Origin of the sequence: Aeromonas sp. FDAARGOS 1402 (genome assembly GCF_019046925.1) — a bacterium.
GTDB classification, from domain to species: domain Bacteria; phylum Pseudomonadota; class Gammaproteobacteria; order Enterobacterales; family Aeromonadaceae; genus Aeromonas; species Aeromonas caviae.
Genome location: NZ_CP077201.1, coordinates 465,994 through 478,649, shown reverse-complemented (window position 1 = coordinate 478,649; position 12,656 = coordinate 465,994). Strand labels below are relative to the sequence as shown.

The 12,656-nt window shown below is 62.3% G+C and carries 7 protein-coding genes and 1 riboswitch; of the genes, 5 read left to right on the top strand and 2 right to left on the bottom strand.

All coding sequences use genetic code 11. The features are described from left to right. The first annotated feature begins 112 nt into the window (after positions 1-112). The 4 genes from I6L32_RS02175 (at position 113) to I6L32_RS02160 (ending at position 10,132) form a co-directional block, all read left to right on the top strand. On the top strand, positions 113-2,206 hold the full coding sequence (locus tag I6L32_RS02175) for a TonB-dependent hemoglobin/transferrin/lactoferrin family receptor (protein ID WP_042881282.1): 2,094 nt from the start codon (positions 113-115) through the stop codon (positions 2,204-2,206). A 261-nt stretch (positions 2,207-2,467) separates the two neighbouring features. Then, the gene (locus I6L32_RS02170; protein ID WP_010673233.1) at positions 2,468-3,610 is read left to right on the top strand and encodes a 3-phenylpropionate MFS transporter; all 1,143 of its coding nucleotides are present in this window, start codon (positions 2,468-2,470) and stop codon (positions 3,608-3,610) included. A gap of 63 nt (positions 3,611-3,673) precedes the next feature. Then, the gene (locus I6L32_RS02165) at positions 3,674-7,135 is read left to right on the top strand and encodes a PAS domain-containing hybrid sensor histidine kinase/response regulator (RefSeq protein ID WP_216944593.1); all 3,462 of its coding nucleotides are present in this window, start codon (positions 3,674-3,676) and stop codon (positions 7,133-7,135) included. Between the two features lie 201 nt (positions 7,136-7,336). Beyond that, positions 7,337-7,423: riboswitch (cyclic di-GMP riboswitch) on the top strand. A 111-nt stretch (positions 7,424-7,534) separates the two neighbouring features. After that, positions 7,535-10,132, top strand: coding sequence for a glycosyl hydrolase family 18 protein (locus I6L32_RS02160; RefSeq protein WP_104451754.1), 2,598 nt, complete (start codon positions 7,535-7,537; stop codon positions 10,130-10,132). A 140-nt stretch (positions 10,133-10,272) separates the two neighbouring features. Here the strand turns inward: I6L32_RS02160 and I6L32_RS02155 are convergent, their stop codons facing one another. Together I6L32_RS02155 and crp are read right to left on the bottom strand one after the other, a co-directional pair. Then, positions 10,273-11,073, bottom strand: a complete 801-nt coding sequence (locus I6L32_RS02155) for a putative RNA methyltransferase (protein ID WP_041211190.1) — start codon at positions 11,071-11,073, stop codon at positions 10,273-10,275. Positions 11,074-11,200: 127 nt separating this feature from the next. Next, on the bottom strand, positions 11,201-11,839 hold the full coding sequence (crp, locus tag I6L32_RS02150; RefSeq protein ID WP_010673237.1) for a cAMP-activated global transcriptional regulator CRP: 639 nt from the start codon (positions 11,837-11,839) through the stop codon (positions 11,201-11,203). A 373-nt stretch (positions 11,840-12,212) separates the two neighbouring features. Here crp and I6L32_RS02145 point away from each other — a divergent pair, with 373 nt between their 5' ends. After that, entirely contained in the window at positions 12,213-12,617 is a 405-nt protein-coding gene (locus I6L32_RS02145) for an OsmC family protein (protein WP_041211191.1), read from the top strand. Positions 12,618-12,656 lie beyond the last annotated feature (39 nt).

The window sequence follows — 12,656 nt, the reverse complement described above, 5'->3', positions numbered from 1 at the left end:
AGGGGAAATGACGATAAAGTTAAATGAGAATGATTAACTTTATTATTGATCTTTGTCTCTGGCGGGGTAATATGCCTTCCGCTTGATAATAATTCTCAATAAGGACTTTGCAGTGGCGCACAACAACACCCCCTCCCTGATAGCCCTCGCCGTGGCGGCCGGGCTGATCTCCCCCGCTTTCGCCGCAGACAAGAAAGCCGATGAAGTCATGGTCGTCAGCGGCTCACGGATGGAACAGAAGCTGGAAGATGTTTCCGGTCCCATCGCTGTCATTACCTCGGAGCAGATTGAAGAGCAGGTCGTCAGCAACGTCGCCGATCTGTTCCGCTATGAGCCCGGGGTGAGCGTGCAGGGAGGCGCAGGAGATGCCCAGACCTTCACCATTCGCGGCATGAGCGAAAACCGGGTCAAGGTGGTGCAGGACGGTGTGCGCCAGAACGATGCCTACAAGAATGGCGGCGTGGGTCAGACCTACTTCGACACCGACATGATCAAGCAGGTGGAAGTGGCCAAAGGGCCGGCCTCTGCCGCTTACGGTTCCGATGCTCTGGGAGGCGTCATTGCCATCACCACCAAGGATGCTGGCGACTTCCTCAAGGGTCGCGACAGCTATCTGGATGCGACCACGGGTTATGCCTCCAGCAGCCACCAGAGAATGGCCGGCATCACGGGGGCGCTGCGCACCGGGGAAGTCGAGAACCTGCTGCGCTACACCTGGCGCGATGGCGGTGTCACCCAGAATTATGACGGCGACAAGAACGAGTTCGACATCGTCAGCCAGGCCGTGCTGTTCAAGAGCAAGTGGAATCTCTCCGATGATCAGTTCCTGAAACTGACGGTGGATTACTTCACCGAGGGGCAGGATCCGGATGCCATCGATCTGACCAAGGCGGGCTCCGTCTTCAACCAGCCCATTACCGACAAGGAGACCGACAACCTCTCCCTGGTACTGGATCATGGCCTCGCCCTGAACGCCCCCTGGGCGGATCGCGTGGACAGCAAGATCTACTACAGCCGCGCCAAGCAGACCCTGGATCAGTACGCTTCGTCCAAGTATCCGGTCATGCCGGGCAACCCCTATGTGACCAAGAACTCCCTGGATCACAACGGTTTCGAGCAGGAGAGCCTGGGCGCCCAGGTGAAGTTCAACAAGGCGCTCGCCAGCCAGCGTCTGGCCTGGGGCCTGGAATACGAGCACACCGACAACGAGCGCACCCGCTTCAAGGGGCCGACCGTTCCGGGTGACTTCGTCGGCTACAACGAGCTGAGCTTCCCCTCCACCACCAGCGAGCGCAGTGCGCTCTGGGCCTTTGACGAGATCAAGTTCGGCGAGCGTTGGGTGCTGACCCCGGGCGTGCGTTACGACTACTACAAGATGACCCCGGACGAGGATCCCGCCTACACCGGCGAGAACATGAAGAAGATCTCCGAAGGGGAGTTCTCTCCCAAGCTGGGGCTGGTATTCAAGGCGCACGAGGCGGCGAACCTGTTCGCCCAGTACAGCCACGGCTTCAAGGCGCCCATGTATGACAACGCCTTCTCCACCCTGAACCACCAGGCGTATGGCTATCGCATCGAGCCCAACCCGAACCTCAAGCCAGAGAGCAGCGACGGCATCGATCTGGGGGTGCGCGGCAGCCGTGGCGGGTTCAGCTATGAAGTGGCCACCTTCTACAACAAGTTCGACGACTTCATCGAGCTGACGGCCGTGGGCACCGAAGGCCGTACCGCCCTCTATCAGTACCAGAACCTGGACAAGGCGACCACCAAGGGGGCCGAGGCCAAGGCGGACTACTGGTTGAACGAGCTGGTCAACGTCTGGGGCAACCTGGCCTACATCGAGGGCAAGGATGGCGAGGGCAACTACATCAACAGCCTGAGCCCCCTGAACGGCAGCGTCGGGGTGCGTCTGGAGCAGCCGAACTGGAACATCAACACCGCATTGCGCTTTGCCGACGACATGGACAAGGTGGGCAAGGATGCGCGAGGCAACGACAACATCAAGAGCGCAGGCTGGGGCGTGGTGGATCTCTATGCCCAGTTCAAGCCGGTGCAGGACCTGCAGCTCAACGTGGGGGTGTTCAACCTGTTTGACAAGGAGTACGTGAGCTACGAAAGCATCACCGGCCTTGCCGCCACCGCGGATACCAGCAAGCAGACCGAGCCTGGCCGCAACCTCAGTGCACGGGTCAAGTACGTGTTCTGATGGTCGTCGACCAGCATGAAGGAAAAGGGGCCCTCGGGCCCCTTTTGTCATGAAGGTCGGCGTCTGCAAAAAAGAAACCCGCCAGGGGCGGGTGGAAGGATTGCAACACTCATCAGGAAGCGGTGTTACCCAATAGACAGGGGGATGTGACAAAGGTTCAACTTTATTGATATTTATGGTTTTTATCTGTCATGCCGCCTGGGGATCCCCGTCCCGAAATCGGTTATCATTTGTGCCCCTTGTCATGCAGCCCGAGCCTCTATGCCCGCGTTCTCCTGGTTAGCCCTGTTTTTTGGCGCCTTCTACTTCGTTTATGGCGCCTACCTGCCGTTCTGGTCGCTCTGGCTGGAAGGCATCGGGGTGAGTACTGAACAGATAGGGCTGTTGCTGGGGGTGGGCATGGCCATCCGCTTTGCCGGCAACCTGATGGTGATGGGGCGAGTCAAGGGGGCCGGCCAGTTGCTGCCCGTCACCCGGCTGCTCTGTCTGCTGAGTCTGCTGGCCTTCCTCGGTTTCTATCTGGGCCACAGCCTCTGGTGGCTGGTGGTGCTGACCCTCGCGGCCAACTTCATCTACCCGACCCTGATGCCCATGGGAGAGGCGCTTGCCACCCGCATGGTGGTTCAGACCCACCTCGACTACGGCAAGGTGCGGCTGTGCGGCTCCTTTGCCTTTATCGTCGCCTCCACCCTGGTGGGGGCCCTGGTGGGCAACTTTGGCAGCGACTGGGTGCTACACACCATGGTGGCCGGGCTGCTGATCATGCTGGGGCTCAGCCTGCTGCCGCTGCGACCCGCCCCTCGGGAGCTGCAAGGGGAGCGGGCGAAGGCCTCGCTGCTCGTCACGCTCAGGTCGGCCCCGGTGCGCCGCTTCCTGCTCATCACCGCCCTGCTGCAGGGGAGCCACGCGGCCTACTACGGTTTCAGCGCCATCTACTGGAAGAGCGCCGGCTACAGCGGCACCCTGATCGGGTATCTCTGGGCTCTGGGAGTGGTGGCGGAGATCGCCATGTTCGCCGCGGACAAGCGCTTCCTCCAGCGCTTCGGCGCCCAGACCCTGTTTCTGGTAGGGGCCCTTGGCTGCGTGGTGCGCTGGGTGCTGCTCGGCAGTTCTACCGACCTGGCGGTGCTGGTGCTCGGCCAGCTGCTGCACGGGGTCACCTTCTGCGTCAGTCACCTCGGCGCCATCCGCTTCATGACCCGCCAGTTGCCCGCGGAGCAGCAGATCCCCACCCAGGCGCTCTATGCGGCCCTGGGCCTTGGCATGACGGTGGCGGCCCTGATGGCGATCTGCGGCGTGCTGTTCGAGCCGCTGGGAGGCGGCATCTTCTTTATCATGGTGCTGGTAGTGCTGCCGGTCTTCGTGTTGCGGCTGCGTGAAGAGAGCCCTGAACAGGGCCGATGACACAGGTCTGCCGGTCTCTGGCGCGGCAGGCCTCCGACTTATCTGGACAAGGGAAGTAGAGAGATGCACCAAGGATGGCTGCTGATCGGGTTGTCGCTCGCCTATCTGGGCTTGCTGTTCCTCATCGCCTATGTGGCGGACAAGAACAAGCGCCGTCGCCCCAAGGGGCAGCCTCTGCTCTACAGCCTGTCGCTGGCGGTCTATTGCACCTCCTGGACCTTCTTCGGCACCGTGGGCCAGGCCAGCGAATCCCCCTGGTCGCCGGTGCCCATCTACCTGGGCCCCATGCTGGTGTTTCTGTTTGGCTGGCGCCTGCTGGCCCGCCTCATCCTGGTGGCCAAGCGCGAGCACATCACCTCCATCGCCGATTTCATTGCCGCCCGTTATGGCAAGTCCCAGCGCCTGGCCATGGTGATCAGCCTCATCGCCGTCATGGGGATACTTCCCTATCTGGTGCTACAGCTCAAGGCGATCGTCACCGGGCTCGATCTGCTGATGGCCAACAGCACGGGGGTCAGTCCCACCAGCAACATGGCGGAGCTGGCGCTGGGGGTCACCCTGCTGCTGGCCCTGTTCAGCATTCTATTCGGCACCCGCAACCTGGATGCCACCGAGCACCACAGGGGCATGGTGGTGGCCATCGCCTTCGAGTCCGTGGTCAAGCTGCTCGCCTTCATGGCGGTGGGGGGCTTTGCGCTCTGGCTCATCATCGCCAGACCGAGTGAGGCGCGTACCCTGGTGGCGGGCGACTTCCTCGATGCGGTGGTGGCGGTGACGCCGGGCGGCCTGCTGGAGCTCGCCATCTACACCCTGATCGCCATGTGTGCCGTCATCTGCCTGCCGCGCCAGTTTCACGTGACCGTGGTGGAGAACAACCAGGGGCAGGATCTGCACTGGGCCCGCTGGATCTTCCCCCTCTATCTCTTCCTGATGGGGCTCTTCATCTGGCCGCTGGCGCTGGCAGGCAAGCAGTGGGTCGGGGCAGACATGGCCTCTGACACTTATGTGATAAGCCTCCCCATGTCCCTCGGATTCGACGGCATGGCGATGCTGGCATTTCTCGGCGGCACCTCGGCGGCCACCGGCATGGTGATCGTCTGCACCATCGCCCTGGCCATCATGGTGAGCAACGATCTGGTGTTGCCGGTCCTGCTGCGCCGGGTCTGGCAACAGGGGCGGGACGAACGCCTGATGCGGTTGCTGCTGCAGGTGCGTCGGGGCGCCATCTTGCTGATTTTGCTGGCGGCCTGGGCGCTCTATCTCTGGCTCGGGGATCTCACCAGTCTGTCACGCATCGGTTATCTTTCGTTCGGGGCCGTGGCCCAGTTCGCGCCAGCCCTGCTGCTCGGCCTGTACTGGCGTCATGGCAATCGCAAGGGCGTCTATCTCGGACTCGCCCTCGGGGTCAGCCTCTGGTTCGTGACCCTGCTGGCGGAGAGCGGACTGCTGGCAGGCTCCCCCCTCGAAGCCCTGCTGGCGCCCCCAGACTGGCTAGCGGTGCGGGATCTGAGCCTGGGGGCCTGGTGCCTCTTCCTGAGTCTTCTGCTCAACCTCGCCGGCTATGTGGCGGGCTCCCTGCTGTCACGGGCGGCGGTGAGCGAGCGGCTGCAGGCAGCCAACTTCGTCGGCAAGACGAGCCGGGATACCTCGGCGCTTTATCATGCGCGGGTCTCGGTGAAGGAGCTGGAGATGCTGGCGGCCCGCTTCGTCGGTTCCAGCCGCGTCAAGCGGGCCTTCGGCCGCTTCGCCGGCGAGCGGGGAGGCACCCTGGCACCCCAGATGCAGGCCTCCGCCGAGCTCATCGCCCACACGGAGCGACTGCTGGCCGGGGTATTCGGTACCTCGTCCGCCCGCCTGGTGCTAGCCTCTGCCCTGCAGGGACGCAACATGCAGCTCGAGGAGATCGCGACCATAGTGGACGAGGCCTCCGACATGTTCCGCTTCAACCGCGGCCTGTTGCAGGGGGCAATCGAACACATGGGGCAGGGGATCTCCGTGGTGGACAGGGAGCTCAGGCTGGTGGCCTGGAACCGACGCTACATCGAGCTATTCTCCTATCCCCCCGGTCTCATTCAGGTGGGCCGTTCCATCGAGGAGATCATCCGCTACAACGCCGGACAGGGGTTGTGCGGCCAGGGTGACATCGAGGCCCAGGTGGCGCGGCGGGTTGCCTTCATGAAGCGTGGCAGCCCCCATGTCTCGGCGCGGGAGCGTCCCGATGGCCGGGTCATCGAGATGCAGGGCAACCCCATGCCTGCGGGGGGCTTTGTCATGACCTTCACCGATATCACCCCGTTCAGGGCGGCGGAGCGGGTGCTGCGGGAAGCGAACGAGCACCTGGAGGCGCGGGTGGCCGAGCGCACCCACGAGCTCTCCGAACTCAACCGCCAACTGCTGCTGGTAAACCAGCAGGTGGAGCGGGCCAACCAGTCCAAGAGCCGGTTCCTTGCGGCGGTGAGCCACGACCTGACCCAGCCGCTGAACGCGGCCAAGCTCTTTACCTCCTCCTTGCTGGAGATGCTGCCCCCGGAGGACGAACCGGCCCGTATCGCTCGCCACATCGACGACGCCCTGGGGGCGACCGAGGATCTCATCACGGATCTGCTGGACATCTCGCGCCTCGAGGCGGGCAAGTTCAAGGCGAAGAAGCTCGATTTCGCCCTGAGCGATGTGCTGGACAATCTCAAGGCGGAATTCGGCGTGCTGGCCCAGGCCGGTGGGATCCAGTTCTCCGTGGTGGAGAGCCGCCTTGCGGTCTACAGCGATGTGCGCTTGCTGCGGCGGGTGTTGCAGAACTTCCTCACCAACGCATTTCGCTACAACCCCGGCGGTCGGGTGCTGCTTGGCTGTCGCCGCATGGGGGAGAAGGTGCGCATCGAGGTGTGGGACAACGGCCCCGGCATCCCGGAGGGCAAGCAGGAGGCGATCTTCGACGAGTTTTCCCGCCTCGATCACTCCCGCACCGCCAGGGAGCAGGGGCTTGGCCTCGGGCTCGCCATCGCCCGCGGCATTTCGCTGGTGCTGGGTCATCAGCTCTCCCTGCGCAGCTGGCCCGGAGCGGGGTCCGTCTTTGCCATCACCCTGAACCTCGCGACCCGGCCCGTCATCCCCAGCCAGGTGACGACCCCGGCCCTGCGAGACAGTCAGCTGGAAGGGGTCAGGATCCTCTGCATCGACAACGAGGAGGATATCCTCATCGCCATGGCCTCGCTGCTGGGACGCTGGGGCTGCGAGGTGCGCTGTGCCCAGAGCCTGGAGCAGGCGGAGGAGATCATCGGCGGCGGCTTCCTGCCTGCGCTGGTGCTGTCGGATTATCACCTGGATGACGGCAAGACCGGGTTGCAGGCGCTGCACATGATCAGGCTGGCCCACGGCAACGGTATCGGCGGCATCATCATCAGTGCGGATCGCAAGAGCGAGTTGCAGGCACAGATCCGTGAGCACGGCTTTGGCTACGTGAGCAAACCGGTCAAACCTCTCAAGCTGCGCGCCCTGATGAACAGCCTGCTGATGCCGGTTCAGTGACTGGTCTCACAGAATCGAGCATTGGCTGAACGTTTTCTGGATGCCATCCAGGCGCCATGATCGCCGATGATGGCGCCTCTTTCGTCGCCATTTGCCGCGATTGGTGATAATTGAGTCTTGCTGGGTGTCACTTTTGGCAGGTGGCGGCCGAGCGACTCTCCTCTATAGTCATTCGGCGATTATTTTTGTCGCAAATCAAGTTGTGCAAAAAGGCAAACCGGATGAAAGTCCGGGACGCAAAGCTTCCGGTCTAAGGGTCTGCGTACCTAGGATAGCGGGGCCACCACAGGTTGTATCGTCCATGGGCCAAGCCATGATTGCGATGTTGTCTGCGTTACCTGGCAGGTTGCGTTGCCTTTTTCGTTGTTAATTCCAATAACGAAATAAGGAAGTTCAAATATGTTAAGTCCAAAACTTTCCCTGCTGGCGCTTCTGGTCGGGGGGCTTTGCACTACCTCCGCCTTCGCCGCTGCCCCGGGCAAACCCACCATTGGCTCCGGCCCCACCAAGTTTGCCATCGTTGAAGTCAATCAGGCCGCTTCGGCCTACAACCAGCTGGTGACCGTCCACAAGGATGGCGCTCCCGTCAGCGTGACCTGGAACCTCTGGTCCGGTGACGTCGGACAGACCGCCAAGGTACTGCTCGACGGCAAGGAGGTGTGGTCAGGCCCGGCTTCCGCCGCGGGTACCGCCAACTTCAAGGTCACCAAGGGGGGGCGTTACCAGATGCAGGTGGCCCTGTGCAACGCCGACGGCTGCACCCTCTCCGACAAGAAGGAGCTGATGGTCGCCGATACCGACGGCAGCCACCTGGCGCCGCTCAATGCGCCCCTCAAGGAGAACAACAAGCCCTACGCCAACAAGTCTGGCAAGGTGGTGGGGGCCTACTACGTGGAGTGGGGTGTCTATGGTCGCAAGTTCACCGTGGACAAGATCCCGGCCCAGAACCTGACCCATATTCTCTACGGCTTCACCCCCATCTGCGGTGGCAACGGCATCAACGACAGCCTCAAAGAGATCTCCGGCAGCTTCGAGGCGTTGCAGCGCTCCTGTGCGGGCCGCGAAGACTTCAAGGTCTCCATCCATGATCCCTGGGCGGCGATCCAGATGTCCCAAGGCAACCTCAGCGCTTGGGATGAGCCCTACAAGGGCAACTTCGGCAACCTGATGGCCCTCAAGCAGGCGCACCCGGACCTCAAGATCCTGCCGTCTGTCGGCGGATGGACCCTCTCCGATCCCTTCTATTTCCTGGGTGACAAGACCAAGCGCGATACCTTCGTCGCCTCGGTCAAAGAGTTCCTGCAGACCTGGAAATTCTTCGACGGCGTGGACATCGACTGGGAGTTCCCGGGCGGACAGGGGGCCAACCCCAGCCTGGGCGGCCCGAATGACGGCGCTACCTATGTGGTGCTGATGAAGGAGTTGCGAGCCATGCTCGATGAACTGGAAGCCGAGACCGGCCGCCAGTATGAGCTGACCTCGGCCATCAGCGCCGGCGGTGACAAGATTGCCAAGGTGGATTATCAGGCGGCCCAGCAGTACATGGACCACATCTTCCTGATGAGCTACGACTTCAGCGGCGCCTTCGACCTGACGAATCTGGCCCACCAGACCAACCTCTTTGCCTCCAGCTGGGATCCGGCCACCAAGTACACCACCGACAAGGGCGTCAAGGCGCTGCTGGGTCAGGGGGTGACACCGGGCAAGATTGTGGTGGGGGCGGCCATGTATGGCCGTGGCTGGACCGGAGTGAAGAACTACCAGGCCGGCAACCCCTTCACCGGCACCGCTACCGGACCGGTGAGCGGTACCTGGGAAAATGGCGTGGTGGATTACCGCGACATCGTCAACAACCGCATGGGCGCAGGCTGGGAGCAGGGCTATGACGAGTCGGCCGAGGCCCCCTATGTCTTCAAGGCCAGCAGTGGCGACCTCATCACCTTCGACAACGACCGCTCGGTCAAGGCCAAGGGGCAGTACGTGCTGGCGAACCAGCTTGGCGGTCTGTTCGCCTGGGAAATTGATGCGGACAACGGCGACATCCTCAACGCCATGCACGAGGGGCTGGGCCACGGCGAGGGTACGCTGCCGCCGGTCAACAAGCCGCCGGTTGCCAATGCCGGCAGCGATCTGAGTGCCACCGGCCCGGCCGAGGTAACCCTCAACGGCAGCGCCTCCCATGATCCGGAAAACGGGGCGCTGACCTACAGCTGGAAACAGGTCTCCGGACCCCAGGCCAGTCTGCTGGATGCCACCCAGGCCAAGGCCCGTGCGGTATTGGATGCCGTCAGCAGCGACATCAATCTGGTGTTCGAGCTGACCGTGACCGACGATCAGGGGCTCTCGGCCAAGGATCAGGTGGTGGTCACCAACAAGGCGCCGCAGCCGAACCTGCCCCCCGTGGTCAGCGTACCGGCCAGTGCGACCGTCGAGGCCGGCAAGCAGGTGAGCATCAAGGCCACCGCTTCCGACCCCAATGGTGATGCCCTGAGCTATCAGTGGACAGTGCCGGCCGGGCTCAGCGCCACCGGTCTGGACAGCGCGACCCTGGTGGTCACGGGCTCGAACGTGACCAGTGACACGGCCTACGATCTGACCTTGGTGGTCACCGACGGGGCGCTGGATGCCACAGCCGTTACCCGCCTGACCGTCAAGCCGGCCAGTACAGGTGGTGGCTGCGAGGCCAGCGATCCGGATGCGGCCAACCACCCGGCCTGGAGTGCAGGTACCGTCTACAACACCAATGACAAGGTGAGCCACAAGCAACTGGTGTGGCAGGCCAAGTATTGGACCCAGGGCAACGAGCCGAGCCGCACCGCCGATCAGTGGAAACTGGTGAGCCAGGTGCAACTGGGTTGGGATGCCGGAGTAGTCTACAACGGCGGTGATGTCACCAGCCACAACGGCCGCAAGTGGAAGGCCCAGTACTGGACCAAGGGCGATGAGCCCGGCAAGGCCGCCGTCTGGGTCGATCAGGGCGCGGCGAGCTGCAACTGATCTGCCGTGATGAAAAATGGGGCCGAGGGCCCCATTTTTGTCTTGCTGCGTGGTCGGGTGTCTCTTCCCTGTCAGGGGAAAGGCGCACTTGCTTTGTCAAAAAGGCCCGTCAGGGCCTTTTTTCATGGTATGTCACCGGTTCACAGCGGTTTTTGCCACAGGCTGAGCAGCAGATCCTGCTCGAGGGCGTCGGGCCCCTGGTGGGTGAAGGCGTGGCGCTGCTCACCGCTGGCACGCCAGCCGAGGCGACTGGTCTCCAGAATGTGCTCGCGCAGGCCCTGATCCAGCGCCGTACTGAACTGGGCGCGTTGCTGAGCAACATTGACGAGCCCGGTGAGGGCGGGCCAGCTCAGGGGATGTTCCATGCTCACCGGATTGAGGCTGACGCGCAATTGCCACTGATGGCGAGGGCCTGGCTGCACGTGGAGCAGATAGCCGCCCGGCGCCAGCCAGCTGACCAGGAGTTCCGTCTTGACCTTGAGGTCGTTGACCAGCAGCACCTGGGCCGTGCCAGGCAGTAGCGGGGCGCGCGCCGGGTCGGCGATGACGAACTGGCCTTCCGGTTGCGCCTTGTTGGCGGCGAAGATGGCATTCTTGGCCAGATCGAAACCGCCGACCTGCCAGCCGGGCAGCCGCTCAGCCAGGGCGCGGCAGTAGTACCCCTCGCCACAGCCGAGGTGGACAAGCTCGCGCTCGCCAAGAGGAGCGAGCAGGTTCGCCATGGCGTCCACCAGAGGCAGCTGGTGGCCTTGTTCCAGGAAGCGGCGCTTGGCGCGCAGCAGGGCCCGGCTGTCGCTGTCCTTGGGGTTCTTCTTGCCGGGGATGAGGTCCAGATAGCCTTCCGGTGCGGGATCGAAGTGGTGCTTGTTGTCGCAATAGACCCCGCGGGAGGCGGCATGAAGGTGCAGGGGGCTGCGGCAAAGGGGGCATTGAAGGTGCATAGGAGTTCTCTTGGCGAAGGCCATGACGGCGGGGCGTTCGGGATTATAGGGGAGAGGATCGGAAAAGGCTGCCATGGGCAGCCTTTTTATCCAACGGCGCTGTGCGGGCGCCGTCGGCGGAACCCGGTCAGCGGGTACCAAACACCACTATGGTCTTGCCGTGGGCGGAGATGAGCTCCTGCTCTTCCAGCATCTTGAGGATGCGGCCGACGGTTTCACGGGAGCAGCCGACGATCTGGCCGATCTCCTGGCGGGTGATCTTGATCTGCATGCCATCCGGGTGGGTCATGGCATCCGGCTGTTTGGCCAGGTTGAGCAGGGTCTGGGCAATGCGGCCGGTCACGTCCAGGAAGGCGAGGTTGCCGACCTTCTGGCTGGTGTGCTGCAGGCGCTTGGCCATTTGACCGGATAGACGCATCAGGATGTCCGGGTTGACCTGGATCAGCTGGCGGAACTTCTTGTAGGAGATCTCGGCGACTTCGCAGGCGCCTTTGGCACGTACCCAGGCGGAACGCTCCGGATTCTCGTTCTCTTCGAACATCCCCATCTCGCCCAGGAAATCCCCCTGATTCAGGTAGGAGAGGATCATCTCCTTGCCTTCGTCATCCTTGATCAGGACGGCGACGGTGCCCTTGACGATGTAGTAGAGGGTTTCCGCTTTTTCACCGGCGTGGATCAGGGTGCTCTTGGCGGGATACTTATGAATGTGGCAATGCGACAAGAACCACTCAAGGGTGGGATCGCTTTGCGGTTTGCCAATGATCATGAGACTTCCTCTGTAGTGTCATTTTTATGGACTGTGCGTCCAGGCAAGTTGCCAAGCTTGCCATTCCTTACTCTTTGGTCGCAGTAGAATAAGAGCCTTTGCCTGTGCTGACAAGGCTTTGGGGTTTTGCCGTCCACCGGTGAGCCGCCATCTGCTGCGTCGTCCGGGGCATTCTAGGCAAGAAGAGGAGGTCGGATGTTGATTTCGATCTATTTCCCTTTGGGTCGTCGTCCGTTTCGCAGGAGAGGCTTGTCGCCGCAAAACGGGGCTTTATCGTCGGGAACGGGCAAGATCCTGGCGCATGTGCCACTCGACCCCGGCTTGAGGTATGCTATGGGCGTTAGAACCGTCGTCATTGAGAGGAAAGTGAGAGATGAAAGCCAAGGTCAGCTGGGTGGAAGGCATGAAGTTTGTGGGGGAGAGCGAGTCCGGTCATCAGGTGACCCTGGATGGCGCCAACCCGGGTGAAGGTGCCAGCCCGATGGAGATGATCCTGCTGGCTGTCGGCGGTTGCAGCTCCATCGATGTGGTCTCCATCCTGGAGAAGGCCCGTCAGTCAGTGACCGCCTGCCATGTCGAACTGGAAGGGACCCGCGCCGATACCGTTCCCCGGGTATTTGAGCAGATCCACCTCAAGTTCGTGGTGACCGGCAAGAGTCTGGCGGAGAAGCAGGTCGCCCGTGCGGTGGATCTGTCCATGGAAAAATATTGTTCAGTTTCCCTGATGTTGGAAAAAGCGGTAGAAATTACCCATAGTTATCAAATTCTTGAGGGTTGACCGCTATAGTTTGTCCCGTCGATAACGCCATGACATAAG